This window comes from Mesorhizobium sp. WSM4884 (assembly GCF_029625675.1).
Lineage (GTDB): Bacteria > Pseudomonadota > Alphaproteobacteria > Rhizobiales > Rhizobiaceae > Mesorhizobium.
Window position 1 is genome coordinate 387379 of record NZ_JARTVO010000002.1, and the last position, 19410, is coordinate 406788.

16 protein-coding genes are annotated in these 19410 nt (G+C 64.4%); 11 read left to right on the plus strand and 5 right to left on the minus strand.

Annotated features, from left to right (window positions below; translation table 11 throughout):
- Positions 1–33 precede the first annotated feature (33 nt).
- The 4 genes from P9236_RS04520 to P9236_RS04535 form a co-directional block, all read right to left on the minus strand.
- Complete coding sequence (locus tag P9236_RS04520; RefSeq protein ID WP_278073392.1) at positions 34–1104, minus strand: ABC transporter substrate-binding protein; 1071 nt, start codon at positions 1102–1104, stop codon at positions 34–36.
- 26 nt (positions 1105–1130) lie between these two features.
- Entirely contained in the window at positions 1131–1952 is an 822-nt protein-coding gene (locus P9236_RS04525; RefSeq protein ID WP_278073393.1) for an ABC transporter permease, read from the minus strand.
- Positions 1949–2836: an ABC transporter permease gene (locus P9236_RS04530; protein ID WP_278073394.1), complete on the minus strand. Its 888-nt coding sequence runs from the start codon at positions 2834–2836 to the stop codon at positions 1949–1951. Before P9236_RS04530 ends, P9236_RS04525 begins: the two co-directional genes overlap by 4 nt.
- A 110-nt stretch (positions 2837–2946) precedes the next feature.
- Entirely contained in the window at positions 2947–4230 is a 1284-nt protein-coding gene (locus P9236_RS04535) for an FAD-dependent oxidoreductase (protein ID WP_278073395.1), read from the minus strand.
- A 194-nt stretch (positions 4231–4424) separates the two neighbouring features.
- On the opposite strand from P9236_RS04535, the gene P9236_RS04540 reads away from it, so the two are divergent.
- From P9236_RS04540 to P9236_RS04560, 5 genes are all read left to right on the plus strand, one after another.
- Positions 4425–5582, plus strand: a complete 1158-nt coding sequence (locus tag P9236_RS04540; RefSeq protein ID WP_278073396.1) for a fumarylacetoacetate hydrolase family protein — start codon at positions 4425–4427, stop codon at positions 5580–5582.
- A 271-nt stretch (positions 5583–5853) separates the two neighbouring features.
- Positions 5854–6786: a substrate-binding domain-containing protein gene (locus tag P9236_RS04545; RefSeq protein WP_278073397.1), complete on the plus strand. Its 933-nt coding sequence runs from the start codon at positions 5854–5856 to the stop codon at positions 6784–6786.
- Positions 6787–6889: 103 nt separating this feature from the next.
- The gene (locus P9236_RS04550; protein ID WP_278073398.1) at positions 6890–7876 is read left to right on the plus strand and encodes an ABC transporter permease; all 987 of its coding nucleotides are present in this window, start codon (positions 6890–6892) and stop codon (positions 7874–7876) included.
- Between the two features lie 3 nt (positions 7877–7879).
- Complete coding sequence (locus P9236_RS04555) at positions 7880–8674, plus strand: ATP-binding cassette domain-containing protein (RefSeq protein WP_278073399.1); 795 nt, start codon at positions 7880–7882, stop codon at positions 8672–8674.
- Between the two features lie 59 nt (positions 8675–8733).
- Complete coding sequence (locus P9236_RS04560) at positions 8734–9756, plus strand: LacI family DNA-binding transcriptional regulator (RefSeq protein ID WP_278073400.1); 1023 nt, start codon at positions 8734–8736, stop codon at positions 9754–9756.
- 266 nt (positions 9757–10022) lie between these two features.
- Here P9236_RS04560 and P9236_RS04565 read toward each other — a convergent pair whose 3' ends face one another.
- A complete protein-coding gene (locus P9236_RS04565) occupies positions 10023–10604 on the minus strand; it encodes a TetR/AcrR family transcriptional regulator (RefSeq protein WP_278073401.1) in 582 nt (193 codons plus the stop codon).
- A gap of 248 nt (positions 10605–10852) precedes the next feature.
- On the opposite strand from P9236_RS04565, the gene P9236_RS04570 reads away from it, so the two are divergent.
- From P9236_RS04570 to P9236_RS04595, 6 genes are all read left to right on the plus strand, one after another.
- A complete protein-coding gene (locus P9236_RS04570) occupies positions 10853–11089 on the plus strand; it encodes a hypothetical protein (RefSeq protein ID WP_278073402.1) in 237 nt (78 codons plus the stop codon).
- On the plus strand, positions 11083–14277 hold the full coding sequence (locus tag P9236_RS04575; RefSeq protein WP_278073403.1) for a multidrug efflux RND transporter permease subunit: 3195 nt from the start codon (positions 11083–11085) through the stop codon (positions 14275–14277). The genes P9236_RS04570 and P9236_RS04575 overlap by 7 nt, the downstream gene beginning before the upstream one ends.
- 14 nt (positions 14278–14291) lie before the next feature.
- A complete protein-coding gene (locus tag P9236_RS04580; protein WP_278073404.1) occupies positions 14292–15446 on the plus strand; it encodes an efflux RND transporter periplasmic adaptor subunit in 1155 nt (384 codons plus the stop codon).
- Positions 15447–15605: 159 nt separating this feature from the next.
- Positions 15606–16295, plus strand: coding sequence for a GntR family transcriptional regulator (locus P9236_RS04585; protein ID WP_278073405.1), 690 nt, complete (start codon positions 15606–15608; stop codon positions 16293–16295).
- A 26-nt stretch (positions 16296–16321) separates the two neighbouring features.
- The gene (locus tag P9236_RS04590; RefSeq protein WP_278073406.1) at positions 16322–17425 is read left to right on the plus strand and encodes a mandelate racemase/muconate lactonizing enzyme family protein; all 1104 of its coding nucleotides are present in this window, start codon (positions 16322–16324) and stop codon (positions 17423–17425) included.
- A 280-nt stretch (positions 17426–17705) separates the two neighbouring features.
- Complete coding sequence (locus P9236_RS04595) at positions 17706–19370, plus strand: ABC transporter substrate-binding protein (RefSeq protein WP_278073407.1); 1665 nt, start codon at positions 17706–17708, stop codon at positions 19368–19370.
- The last annotated feature ends 40 nt before the right edge of the window (positions 19371–19410 follow it).

The window sequence follows — 19410 nt, forward strand, 5'->3', positions numbered from 1 at the left end:
CTCCCACAAGGGGAGAAGGGGAGGCCGCGCCGCTCAGCCGCCCGCCTTCACCTTCTCGAACATCTTCGCCACATCGTCATTCTGCTTCATCGGTCCGGTGAAGATAGTGCTCTTCAGCATCACGTCCGGGTCCGCCGGCAGCTGCAGCTTGTCCAGCTCGTCCTTCGACACGCCGGCGAAAGCGGTCGAGAGCGAGCTGCCATAGCCATAGGACTGGATCAGATATTTGCCGGAGTCGGCGTCGAGCCGGCTGTTGATGAAGTCATAGGCGAGATCGACGTTCTTGGCGTCCTTCAGCATGACGAAGCCGCAGGCCCAGGTCAGCATGCCTTCCTTCGGCTTCATGAACTCGACCGGAACGCCCTGCTTCTTCAGCGAAGTCGCGGATGCGTTCCAGGTCATGGCGGCGACCAGCTGGCCGCTGGCCAGCGCCTGCTCGACCGAGGTCATGTCGGTGGTGTAGCTGGACAGCAGCGGCCGCTGCTCGCGCAGTTTTGCCGCAACCTTGTCCATCTGGTCCGGAGTCATGTCGAAGGGGTTCACGCCCGCCAGCAGTGCGGCGACGATCGGCGTGTCGTGCACGGCGTCGATGGTCGCCATGCGGCCGGCATATTGCTTGTCCCACAGCAGGTTCCAGCTCGCCTCGGGGTTCTTCACCAGATCGGTGCGATAGAGGATCGAGGTGTTGCCCCAGTCCCACGGCACCATCCAGACCTTGCCGTCGCCGGCCTGCAGGTCCGGCAGGTTCTTGAACACCGGGAAGACCGAATCCCAATTCTTGATTCGCTTGGTGTCGATCGGCTGCAACAGGCCTTCCTTGTTCCAGCGCGCCACCTTGTCGTAGCAGGGATGCGCGATGTCGGGACGGAAGCCGGCCTTGACCTTGGTGAAGGCATCGTCGTCGTCGCCGAAGATCGTCGCCTCGACGCCGTCCGGATGCGCGGCGAGGAAGCTCTTGTTGAAATCGGGCAGCTCGTAGCCCGACCAGGTGAAATATTGCAGCTTGTCGGCGGCAAACGCGACCGTCGACGACAGCGCCAAGGCCAATGCGGCAAGGCCGGCCCGGGCCTTATGTCCGGTGATCGATTTCAGGTGGAATGTCATTTCCGTTCTCCTCTTCTTGTTGTGGTTCAGGCTGGATTGCGGCGCGCGGCGCCGAGGCCGCGGTGGCGCAGGATCTCGGCGAGCGCAGCGATAATGAAAGACACGGTGAGGATCACGGTGCCGAGCGCCATCACGGTCGGCAGGGAGCGTGGGAAGCGCAGCTGGCTCCAGATGTAGAGCGGCAGCGTCGGCTCGGTGCCGGCGAGGAAGAAGACGACGATGAACTCGTCGAAGGAAGTGAGGAAGGCGAGCATGAAGGCCGACAGCACGGCGGGCGCACTCAGCGGCAGCATGACGCGCCGGAACGTCGTCCAGTCCGAGGCGCCAAGGTCGAGCGCCGCCTCGCGGATAGTTTTCGGGATGGCTGCGAAGCGGCTGCGCATCACCACCACCGTCGTCGGCAGGGCGACCAGGATATGGCCGAGCACGATGGCGACGCGCGACGGGCCGAGGCCGATGAGGTTGACCAGGATCAAGAGCGAAATGCCTACGATGACGCCGGGGATCAGGATCGGCAGCCGCGCGACGGCGCTGATCGTGGCCGCCAGCGGCGAACGGCCGTAGAGGTCCATGTAGGAAACGGTGATGCCGCAGAGCGTCGCGCCGGAAGCGGCAATGACGCCGATGACGAGGCTGTTGGCGAGCGCTCCGGAGAGCGCCGGATTGTCGTAGAGCGTCTCGTACCAGCCAAGCGTGAAGCCCTGTAGCGGAAACGCGGCCTGGATGGAATCGTTCAAGGAAAACAGCGGGATCAAAAGGATCGGCAGATAGAGGAAGACCAGATAGGCTAGCACATAGAAGCCGAGCCAGCGGCCGCCGGCATTGGTGTCGGTGCGCGCGCCGCTCATGTGCGGCTGCCAAATCTGCGGTCGGCGCCGCGCGCGAGAAGAACCACGCACAGGATCACCAGCATTACGCAGACCGAGAGTGCCGCGCCGAACGGCCAGTCATTGGCCTTGCCGAATTGCGACTGGATCAGCGTGCCGATCATGGTGCTGGCCGGGCCGCCGACCATGGCCGGCGTGACATAGTCGCCGACGGTCGGCACGAAGACGACGAGCGCTGCAGCCAGCACGCCTGGCATCGAATTGGGTAGCACGACACGGCGGAACGACGTGAACGGCCGCGCGCCGAGATCGGAGGCGGCTTCGAGCAGCGACTTCGGGATTGTGTCCAGCGCCACGTAGATCGGCAGGATGGCGAAGGGCGCGTAGGCGTGGGCGAGTGTGACGACCACCGCGGCCGGCGTGTTGAGGAAGGCGAGCGTCGGTTCCGACCAGAGGCCGCTTTCGATGAAAGCCGAATTCAGCACGCCGTTATAGGCAAGCACGATCTTCCAGGCGAAAACGCGCAGCAGATAGCTGGTCCAGAACGGCAGCGTGACCAGGAAGAGCAGCAGGTTGCGCCGCCGCCCCGCATGGAAGGCGAGATAGTAGGCAACCGGATAGGCGGTGACGACGGTTGCCAGCGTCACCAGGCCGGCAATGATCAGCGAGCGCAGCGTCACCGTCCAGTAGAGCGGATCGGTGGTGACGGTAACGAAGTTTTCTGCCGTCAAGCCGGCGCCGAGTAGCGAGCCGTCATTGCCCCTGAAGGCGAGGAAGACCACCAGGCCGAGCGCGAACAGGATGAGGAAGAAGGTGACAAGCCCGCCCGGCAGCAGCATGGCGAAGCGGAAGACCGGCGAGATGCGGGTTTCCGGCGATGGCCGCGCTGCAACGATGGTGGACATCTGACTGCCTTATTGGGGGCTGCCCATCGGTTTTTTTGAAATCATCTAATGCTTTTTCATATTCATGAAACTGTCAAGCGGAATCGCTTGTGCACTGCACGCGTTCAGCGTCAGCGCTCGAATGCATCGAGCATACGGTACCAGGTGATGGTGGCGGCGACGCCGACCTGGCGGAAGGCGTGGAACGGGATCGGCCGGATCGGCGACAGCGGGAACGGCAATTGCCTGGCGTCGCCGCTCGGCAGATAATCCGCCATGCGTTTTCCCAGCGCACTCATCAAGCCGACGCCCCTGCCCTGGCAGCCGACCACGGCGAGCAGGCCCTTTTCCGGCTCATGCAGATGCGGCAGGTGATCAGGCGTCATCGCCACGCGGCCGAACCAGCGTTTTTCGATCGTGATGCCGCCAAGCGCGGGATAGAGGCGAATGAGCGCGCGTTCGAGATGCGCCCAGTCGGCGGCGCTGGAAGGCAGCGCCATGCGGCCACGACCGCCGAGCACCAACCGGCCGTCCGCGCTCTTGCGGTAGTAGACGAGGATGCGACGCGAATCGGAAACGGCTTGCCCGCCCGGCAGGATGCCCGCCGCGAGCTCGGCCGGAAGCGGCGCGGTGGCGATCTGAAAGGAATGCAGCGGCACGATCGTCCGGGCGAGGCCGGGCAGCAGGCCGTCCGTATAGGCGTTGGTGGCGAGTACGACCGACTTCGCGCGCAACTCGGTCCCGTCTTGTGTCGAAACCCGCCACAGGCCGGCTTCCTTGGCGAGTTTCACCACCTTCTGCCGTTCGGCGACCTTTGCGCCGGCCGCCGCGGCAACACGCGCCAGTTCCAGCGTGTAGGACAGCGGGTCGATGGCTCCGGCGCGACGGTCGAGCCAGCCGCCCAAATAGCCCTTGGCGCCGGTCATCGCCGCGATCTCAGCCCGGTCGAGCAGCTTGACGTCGGCGCCGCGCGCCAGCCATTGCCGGTCGCGATTGGCGGCCGCTTTCAACGCGGTCTCGGTATGCGCGGCCTGGATCCAGCCATTGCGGGTGAACGGCACCGCGAGCTTCTCGTCGCGGATCAGATCGAACACGGCATCGGCCGTCGAGGCGGCGAAGTCGACCAGGGCCTCGCCGCGCTCCCTGCCGAAATGCCCGACCAGCCATTCGGGATCGTATTTGAGGCCGGGGATGACCTGGCCGCCATTGAGGCCCGAAGCGCCCTCACCGATCGCGCCGGCATCCAGCACCTGGACCGAGAGACCGGCGCGGGCCGCATGCAAGGCGCTCGACAAGCCCATGATGCCGCCGCCGACGATGATCGCGTCGAGCGTGCCGCCGTCCGACAGCTCGGACTGAAATGCCGGGGCCGTATTGGGCTTCCGCCAGATCGGATCGGAAAAGGCTGCGGGCACGTGGTTCACCTGAAGCGCTGAAGTGTCGTGAAAATCCTATTGCCGATTTCACAAACTTGAAAGAGTGGTCGATGGGCCAGTCCGGGCTTGGCTATGTGACAGCATGCCGATGGCCCATAAGCTGGCTATCGACGGGATAGACCTTTGCGTTAAATCCGGGGAAAGTGCCGCGCGCCAATCGAGAGGATAAAACCATGACCCACCCGACCCGCCTTCCCGCCGATGGCCTTTTCGTCGGCCGCGCCAGGACCAGCCAAGCCTCCCATCCGCTTGTAGTCACGGTGCGCGACGGCGAGGTCATTGACATCACCTCGAGCGCGGCGCCCACGGTGCGCGACCTGTGCGAGCTGAAGGATCCCGCCGGCTACGTGCGCTCGGCCAAGGGCAAGGCGATCGGCGCGCTGGAAGACATTGCCGCAAACAGCTTCGAAGCAAAGCGCGATGCGACGAAGCCGACCCTGCTTTCCCCCGTCGACCTGCAGGCTGTGAAGGCCTCGGGTGTCACTTTCGTCGTCAGTCTGCTCGAACGCGTCATCGAGGAACAGGCGCGCGGCTCGGCGGAGAAGGCCGACGCTATCCGCGCCGACATCGCCGGGCTGATCGGCCATGATCTGTCGAAGCTGAAGCCCGGCTCGCCGGAAGCGATGGAGATCAAGGCCAAGCTGATTTCGCGCGGCGCCTGGTCGCAATATCTGGAAGTGGGCATCGGCCCGGATGCAGAAATCTTCACCAAATGCCAGCCGATGGCCTCCGTCGGCTTCGGCGCCGATGTCGGGCTGCACCCCGTCTCGACCTGGAACAATCCGGAGCCGGAGATCGCCATGATCGCCGACAGTTCGGGCCGCATCGTCGGCGCCACGCTCGGCAACGACGTCAACCTGCGCGACGTCGAGGGGCGATCCGCTCTTCTCCTCGGCAAGGCCAAGGACAACAACGCCTCCGCCTCGCTCGGACCCTTCATCCGGCTGTTCGACGAGACGTTCGCAATCGCCGACGTGAAGCGCGCCACGGTGCGTCTCAGCGTCGAGGGCGAGGATGGGTTTTCGCTGGAAGGGGCAAGCTCGATGGCGGAAATCAGCCGCTCGCCGGAAGAGCTGGTCAAGGCCGCCATGGGCCCGCATCACCAGTATCCGGACGGGCTGGCGCTCTATCTCGGCACCATGTTCGTGCCCTCGAAGGATCGCGGCGAGAAGGGCAAGGGTTTCACGCACAAGATCGGCGACATCGTCACCATCTCGTCCGAAAAGCTGGGCGCGCTGGTCAACCGGGTGCGGCTGTCGCCGGATTGCCCGCACTGGACCTACGGCGCCAGCCACCTCATGCGCGATCTCGCCAAGGCCAACCTGATCTAGCGCCCACGCCAAGCGTGACATTGCCCAAAGCCCGCAAGCCGATGGGCTGATGGCGTTGCTTGCCCAAAGAAAAATCACCGCAACTGATGCAATCTGATGGGTTCGCTGATGGCGCGAGCGCCTGCCCCAACATCCATTGGCGATGGAGGCTTGTCAGCGGCCGAAAAAGGGAATGCTCTAGACGTTCCGGTCGGCGCGGGCAGGAGATGCGATCCTCGCGGATCGTATCGCGCCTGATGTGGAGATGAATTTCAACATGGGAGGAAATCGAATGCTTTCGAGGCTGAGACTGCTCGTGCTTGGCTTGATCGCTGCCATCGCCATTCCGGCGATGGCAGAGGCCAAGACCTTCTACTGGATTTCGCATGGCGGTCCGGCCGATCCGGTCTGGACCTACTTCCTGGCCGGCGCCAAGCAATGGGCGACCGATACCGGCAACAAGGTGAACACCTCGTTCCACAATGGCGACGTCGCCTCGCAGCAGGAGGCGGTGCGCGCCGCCATCTCGGCCAAGGCCGACGGCATCGTCACCACCAGCCCCGATCCGGGCAGCCTCGTCGAGATCGTCAAGGAAGCGCGCGCGGCCAACATCCCGATCATCAACTTCAACACGCCCGATCCGAAGGCGAACTTCAACGCCTATGTCGGCGGCGACAACGTCACGTTCGGCAAGCATTGGGCTCAGTATCTGGTCGACAAGGGCTTGGTGAAGAAGGGCGATTTCGTGTGGATGCCCGTCGAGGTGCCCGGCGCCACCTATGGCGTGCAGGAAGAGGAAGGCATCAAGAGCGTGTTCGAACCGCTCGGCATCACCTATGAAGTGACCGAAGCGACGCTCGACCAGGCCGAAGTGATCAACCGCATGGTCGACTACCTCACCGCCCACAAAGGCAAGGTGAAGGCCATGATCGGCCTCGGCGACCTCGTCACCGGCTCGGTCAAACGCGTGTTCGACCAGGTCGGCGTCAAGCCGGGCGAGATCCCGGTCGTCGGCTGGGGCAACTCGCTCGACACCACGCAGGAAGTGCTGAACGGCTATGTCAACGCCGCGCAGTGGCAGGATCCGCAGGCGACCAGCTATATCGCGCTGTCGATGGCGGCGATGGCATCCGCGGGCATTCCTCCAGGCTTCAACGTCATCACCGGCGCGCTCTATGAGAAGGACACAGCCGGCGTCTACGACAAGATCCTGTCCGGCAAATAATCCGCGACAATGGCCGTGGCCGCTCCTGCCGGCCACGGCCATTCCTTTCGCCGAGCCTGCCGCCGCGCGGGCTTCAGCCAAGTTCATTCACGTCGCGGGCGCAATGGAAAACCGTTCCTTCATCCAAGGTTTCATCGCGCGGCCGGAATTCGGTCCGCTCGTGCTGCTCATCGTCGAACTCGTCGTCTTCTGGGTCATCAACCCGGATTTCCTGTCGCCGCAGAACATCTCCAACATCCTCGCCTTCACCGTCGAGCTCGGCCTGATCGCGCTGGCGATGACGCTGTTGATGACATCGGGCGAGTTCGACCTCTCGGTCGGCTCGCTGTTCGGCTTCTCGCCGGTGCTGATGTGGACGCTTTTCAACGGCGGCGTCACCTCGCTGGAGATGGGTTTCGTCATCGCGCTGGCGGTCGCGGCCTTGATCGGGCTGGTCAATGGCTGGTTCGTCACCCAGCTCAAGATCCCGTCCTTCCTGGTCACGCTCGGCATGCTTCTGGTGGTGCGCGGCACGGCGCTCTTCGTCACCGACGGCTTTCCGCAACGTACCTGGAGCGCCGAAGGCAGCTGGCTCGCGGACATCCTGGTCGGAGACTTCTACATCGGGCCGTTCCGCATCTATGCATCGCTGTTCTGGTTCATCGGCGCTGCGATCCTGCTCGGCTACGTGCTGACGCAAAGCCGTACCGGCAACTGGATCCAGGCTGCGGGCGGCAACCCGAATGCGGCGCGTGCGCGCGGCGTCAACGTCAACCGCGTCAAGATCGGCCTATTCATCCTGTCGGCGGTGATGGCTTCGCTCGCCGGCGTTATCTCCTCGCTGCGCACTTCGGCCGCCAACCCCAACAGCGGCACCGGCTACGAGCTCGAGGTCATCGCCATGGTGGTGATCGGCGGCACGGCGCTGACCGGTGGGCGCGGCACCATAGTCGGCACGGTGCTCGGCATCCTGATCCTGCGCGTCATGCGCAACGGCATCGTGCTGATCGGCGTGCCGGGGCTCGCCTACAACATCTTCATCGGCGCGATCATCCTCGGCATGATGGCGCTGCATTCATGGCTCGAACGCCGGCACCAGGCAGGGACGTGAACCATGGCCGAACCCCTCATCCGCATGACGAACATCCGCAAGTCCTATGGGCGCGTGCAGGCGCTGGTGGACGCCAACTTCCGCGTCAACGAAAGGGAGATCGTCGGCCTGCTCGGCGACAACGGCGCCGGCAAGTCGACGCTGATCAAGGTGCTGTCGGGCGCGGTGCCGCTGACCAGCGGCGACATCTTCGTGCGCGGCAAGAAGGTGAACTTCCGCAGCACCAGCGACGCCATCGCCGAAGGCATCGAGACGATCTACCAGGACTCGGCACTCGTCACGCAGCTGTCGATCGCCCGCAACCTGTTCCTCGGTCGCGAGCCGATCAAGCCGCCGCGCTTTTTGAACCGCATGGACCAGGAGGCGATGAATTCGGTGGCGCGTGACCTGCTGAAACAGGTCGGCATCTCGAAGAACATCCCGCCAACGACGCCGATCGGCTCGCTCTCCGGCGGCGAGCGGCAAGCGGTGGCGATCGCGCGCGCCATGCATTTCGACAGCGACCTCATTATCCTCGACGAGCCGACGAACAATCTCGGCGTCGCCGAGACGCAAGGCGTATTGAGCTTCGTGCGCAGCGCGCGCGATTCCGGTCACTCCTGCATCTTCATCGCCCACAACATCCATCACGTCTTCCAGGTGGTCGATCGCATCGTGGTGATGCGGCGCGGCAAGGTGGTGGCGGACGACATCGATCCGAAGAAGACCACGGTCGCGGAGGTCGAGCGCATCATCACCGGCATGTCGGACAAGGAGATCCGCGACGCGATTTCCGACGGCCCGCAGCCGCATGGCTGATTTGGCCTGGCGTTGATTTGGCCTAACAGGGGCTCGCATTCCATCCTATGACTGCACCCATGAAAGCCACCGTCGCCGACATCGCCAGAAGCTGCGGCCTGTCGACCGCGACAGTCGACCGGGTTCTCAACAATCGGCCGGGCGCAAGCGCCGCCAACCGCCAGCGCGTGATGGAGGCGGCAAAGCAGCTCGGCTATCTGCCGACGCTCGACCAGGTGGTGCTGCCGTCGAAGCCGGCGCATCTCGAATTCTTCCTGCCGATCGGCAGCAACGCCTTCATGGCCGACCTTGCCCATCATATCGAAGACTATGCCGCGCGGCTGCCGCTGGTCGCGTCCTGCCGCATCCACAACCTTGCCGGCATCTCGCCCGGCGCGCTGCAGGGCGCGATCGAGAACCTCTCGCTCAAGGCCAACGGCGTCGGCGTCATCGCCGTCGACCATCCGCGCACGCGCAACATTTTGCGCGAGCTGGTCGAGGCCGGCATCCGGCTGGTGACGCTGGTCTCCGACGTGCCGGCAGCACCTCGCTCGGCCTATGTCGGCATCGACAACCGGGTCGCCGGGCGCACGGCGGCGCTGTTGATGGGCCGCTTCCTCGGCGGCAGGACCGGACATCTGGCGATGGTGGTCGGCTCGCGCTCCTATCGCGGCCATGAGGAGCGCGAGATGGGTTTCCGCTCGGTGCTCGCCGAAGAGTTTCCCGATCTTACCGTCTCGAGCGCCGTCGAGATCAATGACGAGCCGGATGCCAGCTACCGCGCGACCATGAAGGCGCTGCACAACGAACCGGAGCTGCTCGGCATCTATTGCGTCGGCGCCGGACGCTCGGGCGTGGCGAAGGCATTGCTCGAAACCAAGCCGCGCAAGAAGCCGGTGTTCATCTGCCATGACCTGACGAAGGAAACGCGACGCTATCTCGTCGATGACCTAGCCGACGTCGTTATCGACCAGAATGCGCGATTGATCGCCGAGCAAGCGGTGATCCGGCTGCTCGGCTCGATCGCTTCATCGGCGCCGTATCTGACGAAGAAATTCATCGAGCCGCGGCTGATCTTCAAGGAAAACGTGCCGCTTCAATAAGTTAGCGCGCCGAAGCAAGCCGGCTTTTTCCCGATTTGTCGGAGGATTGGCGGGTGGTGCGGCAATTCTGCACACCAGCTATGCACGTTTTGCGGTTGCCGAATCGTTAGGCAACTTGTAATTAACAGCATGTCGGATGTCTTCCTCCTCCCAGACACCGACGATGAATGCGGTACACCTCCTCCCGTGCCGTATTCGAAATCGAAGCCCGCTGCCTCCTCCTCCCGGCAGCGGGCTTTTTCTTTGCCCACTCGAGGAAAGCGGGATCAGCGCGCCCGGAACGAAGCGATCAGGCTCTCGGCCATGCGCACGAACTGCGCGCTCGGGCCCTCGGCGCCGACGCTCTGCATCGAGACACGCGCGCCTTCGAGCAGCAGCGACAGCGTGTCGGCGAGCAGCTCGGCCTGGCCGATGCCGGCGTCGCGGCACAGCGCAACCAGCTTTTCGCGCTGGGCTTCCTTCAGTTCCTTGATGACGCGCCTGGCCGGGTGATTGCTCTCGCTGAGCTCGACGGCGGCGTTGGCCATATCGCAGCCGCGGCTGTCGGCGCTGAGCAGTTCCGAAGCCTTGTGAACCCAAGCATGCAGCTGTGCGAGCTTGTCGCCCGGGTGCTTGGCCTCGAATTCGTCCCATATCCTTGAAGCCTTCGCCGCGGTGGCGCGCAGGCATTCGATGATCAACTCGTCCTTGGATTCGAAGTGACGATAGAGCGTCATCTTGTTGGTGCCGGCAGCCTCGGTGATGGCGTCGACGCCCACACCTTTGATGCCGTGCTTGTGGAACATGTCCTGCGCCGTCTCGAGGATCCGATCCCGTGGGCGGGAGCGCTCCACGACGCCGTCTGTCATCATGCTCTCCTTTCGTTTCCAAAAAACCCCGGCACACCTCTTGACTAGGGTGTTACCGATCTGTAACTTCCAGATGTTACTTACTGGTAACACCTATATCGCTCCGCGTCAACGACAAGGGTTTCACCGATAGGCCCTGCCAGAGCGAGATGGGGACAGAACTCTGCCCGTCATGCGGCTTCGGCCGGTGAAATTGAGAAAACGGTTCGTGATCATGCGATGCGAGCCGCAAGCAAGGAGCTACTCCTATGCAAAAGCGCAAAGACCTGACGATCGACGAAGCCATCCGGGATCCGATGATCCGGCTGGTGATGAAGGCTGACGGGATCGATCCCAAAGCCTTCGAACGGATGCTGCGCTCGCGCGCGGCAGACCAGGCGCCGGACGGTGTGCTGCCGTCCTTCCTGCAAGACTCCGGCTCCGGCCGGTCCCGGCGCCTGCGCCATTTTGCAAAACCATTCGGCGAGGCATCCGCGTCATGGTGAAATTCTTCATCCACCGCCCGATCTTTGCGTCGGCGATCGCCATCATCATGGTGCTCGCCGGCGCGATCGCCTATTTTCTGCTGCCGGTCTCGCAGTTCCCCGACATCACGCCCCCGCAAGTGGTGGTCAGCGCTCATTATCCCGGCGCCAGCGCGCAAGTCGTGGCCGATACGGTCACCACGCCGCTCGAGCAGCAGATCAACGGCGTGCAGGGCATGACCTACATGTCGTCGACGAGCTCGAATGACGGCTCTTCGACCATCACCATCACCTTCGATGTCGGCTACCCGCTGAGCACGGCGGCCGTCGACGTGCAGAACCGCGTCTCGCAGGCCGCATCCTCCCTGCCGGCCATCGTCAACCAGGGCGGCGTGACGATCAAGAAGCAGAACCCGAACTTCGTCCTCATCGTCGACCTCACATCGCCGGACGGCTCGGTCGATCCCGTGGCGCTGAGCAATCTCGCCTATCTGCAAGTGGTCGATCCGCTGAAGCGGCTGCCCGGCGTCGGCGACGTGCAGATCTTCGGCGAGCGCCGCTATTCGATGCGCGTCTGGCTCGATCCGGACAAGCTGGCCAATCTCGGTATCACCGCCGTCGACGTGCAGAACGCCATCTCCGAGCAGAATGTGCAGGTGGCGGCCGGCAAGATCGGCCAGTCGCCGGCGCCGGCCGGCACCGCTTTCGAGATGCAGGTCAACGCGGTCGGCCGCCTGAGCGACCCGAAGGAATTCGGCGACATCGTCGTGCGCGCTAATTCGCAGAACGGCTCGCTGGTGCGGCTGCGCGACGTCGCCCGCATCGAGCTCGGAGCACTGCAATATTCGTCGTCCGCCTTCTTCGGCAAGGACCCGACCGTGGTGCTCGCCGTCTACCAGATGCCCGGCTCCAACGCGCTCGACCTGCAGCAGCGGGTCAAGGACAAGATGCAGGAGCTTTCGCAGCGCTTCCCGAAGGGCGTCAGCTACGCCATGCACTACGACACGACGCGCTTCGTCTCGGCCTCGATGCATGACGTGCTGATCACGCTCGGCGAGGCGCTGGTGCTGGTCGTGGCGGTGGTCTTCATCTTCCTGCAGAGCTGGCGCACCACCATCATCCCGACCATCGCCATTCCCGTATCGCTGATCGCGACGCTGGCGGTGATGTACATGCTGGGCTTCTCGCTCAACATGCTGTCCCTGCTCGGCATGGTGCTGGCGATCGGCCTCGTCGTCGACGACGCCATCGTCGTGGTCGAGAATGTCGAGCGACAGCTCGAAGCCGGCCTCGCGCCGCTCGCCGCGACGCGCGCGGCGATGGCCGAGGTGACCGGACCGATCATCGCCACCACCGCGGTGCTCGGGGCGGTGTTCATCCCGGTCGCCTTCATTCCCGGCGTCTCGGGGCGGCTCTACAACCAGTTCGCGCTGACGGTGGCGATCTCGGTCGGCATCTCGGCCTTCAACTCGCTGACGCTGAGCCCGGCGCTGAGCGCCGCGTTCCTGCGCCATCGCGGCGAGACGCAGTTCTTCCTGTTCCGCTGGTTCAATGCCGGCTTCGACTGGCTGTCGCATGCCTATGCGCGCGGCGTGCGCATCCTGATCAGGCTGCGCTGGGCCATGCTCGGCCTGTTCGCGGCCGGCCTGGTCGCGACCTATTTCGTCTGGCAGAAGCTGCCCTCGACCTTCCTCCCCGTCGAGGACCAGGGCTATTTCTTCGTCGTCATCCAGTTGCCGGACGGCGCGTCACTGGAGCGCACCGACGCGGTGGCGCAGAAGGCGCGCGACATCCTGCAGAACACGCCCGGCGTCGACATCGTCGGCTCGATCAGCGGCCTGAACTTCCTGACCAGCGCCGCGCAGTCGAACTCGGCGGTGGAATTTGCCATCCTGAAGCCTTGGGACGAGCGCGGCCCCGACCAGAACGCCTCGAAGCTGGTCGCTGACGTGCGCAACAAGTTGCTGCAGATACCGGAAGCCTTCGCTCTGTCCTTCGATCCGCCCTCGATCCCGGGCCTCGGCACCACCGGCGGCTTCGAGTTCCAGGTGGAAGACCTCTCCGGACGCGGCAGCGCCGCGCTCAACGAGGTCACGCAGGCGCTGATCGCCGAGGCGCGCAAGCAACCGGAGCTCAATCCGCAGCAGCTGTTCTCGTCCTTCTCGACCTCGACGCCGCAGTTCAACTACGACCTCGACCGCAGCAAGGCGAAGCTTCTCGGCCTCAACCTGCCGGACGTGTTCAACACGCTGCAGATCTATCTCGGCTCGCTGTACGTCAACGACTTCAACCTGTTCGGCCGCACCTTCCGTGTGACCATCCAGGCCGACAAGGACGCGCGCGGAAATGCGAACGACATCTCGCGGCTCTATGTGCGCAACGCGTCGGGCGGCATGGTGCCGCTGAGCACGCTGGGCAAGCTGGTGCCGATCGTCGGTCCCGAGACCGTGCCGCATTACAACAACAACGCGTCGGCCCTCATCAACGGCGGCGCCGCTCCAGGTTTCTCGTCCGGACAGGCGGTGGCGGCGATGGAGCGGGCGGCGGCAAACGTGCTGCCGCGGGACTTCGGCTACGAGTGGACCGGCATCACCTATCAGGAGCTCAAGGCGGGCTCGATCGCCTCGGTCGTGTTCGGGCTGGCGATCGTCTTCGTCTTCCTGATCCTGGCGGCGCAATATGAAAGCTTCGCCATGCCTTTCATGGTGCTGCTTGCCGTCCCGCTCGCTCTGTTCGGCGCCTTCGTCGTGCTTTTGCTGCGCGGCATGCAGATCGACGTCTACTCGCAGATCGGCTTCGTCATGCTGATCGGCCTGGCGGCGAAGAACGCGATCCTGATCGTCGAGTTCGCCAGGCGCCGGCGCGAGGAGGGCCTGACCATCGTCGAGGCGGCGATGGAGGCCGCGCGGCTGAGGCTGCGGCCGATCCTGATGACGGCCTTTGCCTTCATCCTCGGCGTGCTGCCGCTGATGTTCGCGACGGGCGCGGGTGCCGCCAGCCGGCAGTCGATCGGCACCACCGTCTTTGGCGGCATGGTGGCGGCGACCATCCTGTCGCTGGTCTTCGTGCCGGTGTTCTACGCGGTCATCGAGAAGCTGCGCGAGCGCGGCGGCGAGAACGAACCTGCCGCGGGGCATCAGTATGCCCCGCACCAACAAGAGATTGAACCGACCGCCGAGCCAGTGCGGCTCGCCGATGCGGCCGAATAGGATTGGAGACCAACATGCGCAAATGGAAAATCGCTTTAGGAACGGCCGTCGCGCTGGGCGCAATTTCGGTGGCCAGCGTCCACCTGCTCGACATGGGCAATCTCAGCCTCAACGCCAGCACGGCAGGCGCGGCGCCCGCGCCCAAGGCCTTCGTCATGCCGGTGCCGGTGGTGAACGTCGTCAAGAAGACGCTGCCGATCTATCTCGACTACGCCGCTCGCGTCGAGCCGATCCGCAGCATCACGCTGCAGGCGCGCGTGCCGGGCTATCTGCAGGAGCAGACCGCGGCGGACGGCAGCGACGTCAAGCAGGGCGACCTGCTCTACAAGATAGCACCCGAGGACTATCAGGCAGCGCTTGACCAGGCCAAGGCGCAGGTCGAGCGCGACACGGCGACGCTCGACTATGCGCGCTCCAACCTCGGTCGCGGCAGCGAGCTCGCCAAGAGCGGCTATCTCGCCAAGGACAGTTTCGACCAGCGCACCAGCACCTTGCGCGGAGCCGAAGCGGCGCTGCTGCTCGACAAGGCGGCGGTGCGAACGGCCGAGCTCAATCTCGGCTATGCCGAAATCAAGGCGCCGTTCCCGGGACGCATCGGCCGCAACCAGGCCTCGGTCGGCACGCTGGTCAGCGTCGCCGGCACGGTGCTCAACACGCTGGTGCAGCTCGACCCGATCTACGTCACCTTCAATCCGAGCGAGACCGACCTGGTCCAGATCGAGGAAGCGAAGGCGGCCGGTCCGATCGCGGTCGACGTGCTTCTGCCGGGCGAGACCGAGCCGAGCCAGAAGGGCCAGCTCACCTTCATCGACAACACGATCGACCATTCGACCGGCACGATCACCGCCCGCGCCACGATCGGCAACGCCAAGTTCAGGCTGCTGCCCGGCCAATATGTGCGCGTGCGGCTGCATGTGAAGGAGCAGCCCAACACGCTGATGGTGCCGCAGGTGGCGCTGGGCTCCAGCCAGCTCGGCAAATACCTCTATGTCCTCGGCAAGGGCAACACCGTGGACCAGAAGCTGGTCTCGCTCGGGCCGACCGACGGCGACCTGATCTCCGTCACCTCCGGCATCTCCGAGAGCGACCAAGTGATCACGGGCAACCTGCAGAAGATCGGACCCGGAATGCCGGTTTCTCCCTTGCCGCAACCGAAACCGGCCAGCTGATAACCCCCATCAGTTCCGGTCCGACGGCGTCCTCGGCTCCCACGCCGAGGGCGCCGTTTTTTTCTTTGCGCGTCGCAATCAGCAAAAAATCGATCGCCGCCCTCTTGTTGGATTGTCGACAATCTGCTTGTCTTGCAGCCGGCTCACCCGGAGGGACATATGGCGAAGCTGGATTTCAGTCCGATCGCGGATACGACGCGCAGGGCGGAGATCGTCGCGCTGCTCAGGCGCGCCATCCTGACGGGCCAGCTGGAGCCCGGGCAGAAGCTCAACGAGCTCAGGATTTCCGAACAGATGCGGGTGAGCCGCGCGCCGCTGCGCGAGGCGATGCGCGAGCTGGTGCAGGAAGGCGTGCTCACCAGCATCCCCTATGCCGGGACCTTCGTCATCGACGTCACCGCCAAGGACATCATCGACGCCTATTCGCTCAACAAGGTGCTGGAAGAATTCGCCATCGAGCTCGCCTGGCCGCAGCGCGACCAGTGTTTCTCCGACGAGCTCGACCGCCGCCACGAAGCGGTCAAGCAGGCGACGCGGGCGCTCGACACCACGCGCCAGATCGAGACGGCGCTGCGGCTGCACGGGCTGATCTACGAATGGGCCGACAATTCGGTGCTGCTGGAAACCTGGCAGCGGCTGACCAGCCGGCTGCAGATGTATTTCGCGCTGCATCAGCGCGCGCGCAACGAGCCGGTGCCGGCCGAGGACCTGCACGAAACCTATGTGGCGCTGCTCAAGGGCTTGGACATGCGTGCCGCCCAACGGCATGCACGCGAGCATATCGACGGCGATTTCGAAGAGCTTCTTGCCTATGCGCGCGGCCTCGAAAGGCGCGCGTCGAAGAACTGACCCACTCGCGGATAACGGACAGCAACGTGCAGATCAAGAGCATCAAGGCCTATCATGTCGTGCAGCCCTTCGTGGACGGACCCTACCGCATGTCGAAGGGACGGGTCGCCGACTGTTTCGATGCGGTGATCGTCGCCATCACCTCCGACAGCGGCGTGACCGGCTGGGGCGAGATGGCGCCGCTCGGCAATTTCTATTCGGCCGCGTTTCCGGCGGGAACGCGCGCGGGCGTGCCTGAGATCGCGCCGCATCTCATCGGCCGCGATCCGCGCGGACTGGCCGGCATCGTCAGGCTGATGGACACGGTGTTCAAAGGTCATCCCTACGTCAAAGCCGCGCTCGACATGGCCTGCTGGGATCTGGCGGCGCGCGCGGCCGACGTTCCGCTGGTGACGATGCTCGGCGGTCGCGAGAGCGAGACGGCGGAGCTCTACCGGGTCGTCACGCATGGCACGGTCGACCAGATGGCGGCGCTTGCCAAGAAGATCGTCGCCGAAGGCTATCACCGGCTGCAGGTCAAGGTCGGCGGCAATGTGCGCGGCGACATCGAGCGGGTGACCGCGGTGGCCGCTGCTGTGCCAAAGGGCACGGTGATCTTCTGCGACGCCAATGCCGGCTGGACGCCCTACCAGGCGCGCCAGTTCGCCGACGCCACACGCGGCATCGAGTATACGTTCGAGCAGCCCTGCACGACCATCGAGGAAAACATGTCGGTGCGCCGCATGCTCGGCAAGCCGATGGTGCTCGACGAATCCGTCACCTCGCTGGGCGAGATGCTGGAAATCCATCGCCGAGGTGCCGCCGACGGATTGACGCTGAAGATCTCGCGGCTGGGCGGCGTGACGCAAACCCGCTTGATTCGTGACGTCGCCGTCGATCTCGGTTTCATGATCACTATTGAGGATACCGGCGGCGCCGAGATCGACACGGCCGCCATGGCGCATCTGTCGCTGTCGACGCCGGAGGAGCGCCGGCTGCACGCCATCGCCTTCCACGAATGGGTGACGGTGCGCACCGCTTCCAACAAGCCGCCGGTGACGGGCAGCCGCATGGGCATTCCCGATGGGCCCGGCCTCGGTATCGACGTCGACCCCGACCTGCTCGGCAAGCCCTTCTTCGAGATCGGCTGAGATGAAGGCCGGCCGCATTGCACCGGGCGGACGTGAAGAAAGGAGGCGACAGACCGGGTAGATGAAGCGGCCCCGATTTCGATTGGGCCGCAAGACCGAACAAGGCATGCATCAAGAAAATCTGACCTTCCCGGTTCAAGGAGCGGATGGACCAGACCAAACTGCATGCTAAGTTCGGCCAACTGAAATTGTTGACGACGGCCGGGACAGGAGAACTCCACGGAATTCGTCAACCGGAATGCACTCGCCAACCACAAGAACTGGGGAAGGGTTTAGACCCATGAGCAAGAACTACCGCATTCTCGATCTCATCCGGCGCAACCGCACGCCGCTCGAAAATCACCTCATCGACGGCCTCATCGACGGCCGCGTCAGTCGCCGCGACTTCGTCCGCCACGGCAGCCTGCTCGGCCTGTCGCTGCCGCTTCTCGGCCGCATCGGCATGGCGGCGGGCTTCGGCGCCGCGCCCTCGCTTGCCCGCGCGCAAGGGGCGCCCGGCGCCACCATCCGCGTCGGCAGCAACGTGCCGTCCGCCGCGATCGATCCGGTGACCATCGCCGACGCCGGCGGTCTGCTGGTGCTGCAGCAGGTCGCTGAATTCCTCTGCATCGACGGTCCCGACCTAGTGCTCAAGCCGGCGCTAGCGGAAAGCTGGAAGCCCAATGCCGACGGCACGGTGTGGACCTTCAAGCTGCGCAAGGGGGTCAAGTTCCACAGCGGCGGCGAGATGAAGGCCGACGACGTGGTGGCCAGCATCGACCGTCTCGCCGACCCCGCCAATTCGTCCAACGCGCTGTCGGTGTTCAACGGCATCCTGCAGAAGGGCGCGACCAAGAAGGTCGACGACTATACCGTCGAGTTCCACCTCGACGCGCCGAACGGCAACTTCCCCTACATGGTGTCGTCCGACAACTACAACGCCGTCATCATCCCGGCGAGCTACAAGGGCGGCTACGAACAGAGCTTCGACGGCACGGGTCCGTTCAAGCTGGAAAAATACACCGCCAAGGTCGGCGCCTCCTTCGTGCGCAACGAGGATTACTGGGGCGAGAAGGCCTTGCCGGAACGCACCGAGTTCACCTTCTTCTCCGACATGCAGGCCCAGATCCTTGCCCTGCAGGGCGGCCAGATCGACATCATCAACCAGATGCCGGTGCTGGCCGGCGTCGGCCTGCTCAATGATCCGAACGTCTCCATCATCAGCCTGAAGTCGGTGGCGCATCAGCAGTTGCACATGCAGTGCGATGCCGACCCGTTCAAGGATCCGCGCGTGCGCCGGGCGATTGCGCTCAGCATCGACCGCAAGAAGCTCGTCGCCGGCCTGATGAAGGGCCGCGCCCAGGAAGGCAACGACAGCCCGTTCGCGGGCGTCTATCCGTCGACCGACGCCAGCGTGCCGCAGCGCGAGCAGGATATCGCGCAGGCCAAGCAGCTGATGGAAGCGGCGGGCGCCGGCAAGGGCTTCAAGGTGACGCTGACCACCGAGCGCTATCTCGAAATCCCGGAATACGCGCAGCTCATCCAGAACTGGGTCAAGGAGATCGGCATCGAGCTCGAGCTCAACATCCTCGACCAGGGCGCCTATTACGGCGATGCCGTGTTCGGCAAGTCGAACTGGCTGGATTCGGTGATGGGCATCACCGACTACGGCCATCGCGGCGTGCCGAACGTCTATCTCGCCGCGCCGCTGAAGAGCGACGGCACCTGGAATGCGGCGCATTTCAAGAACAAGGACTACGACCAGCTGGCGACGAGCTATATCGCGGCCCTCGACCTCGAGGCGCAGAAAGCCACCGCCGGCAAGATCCAGAAGCTGCTGCTCGAGGAAACGCCGGTCATCTTCGGCTATTTCTACGACTACCTGACGGCGACGGCGAAAGGCGTGGCGGGCGTGCAGCCCACCGCCATGTCGCAGTTGTTCCTCGAGAAGGCTTCGAAAGCCTGACGAGAGAGAACAAGCTTATCCCTGACGGCCGGCTCTCCAC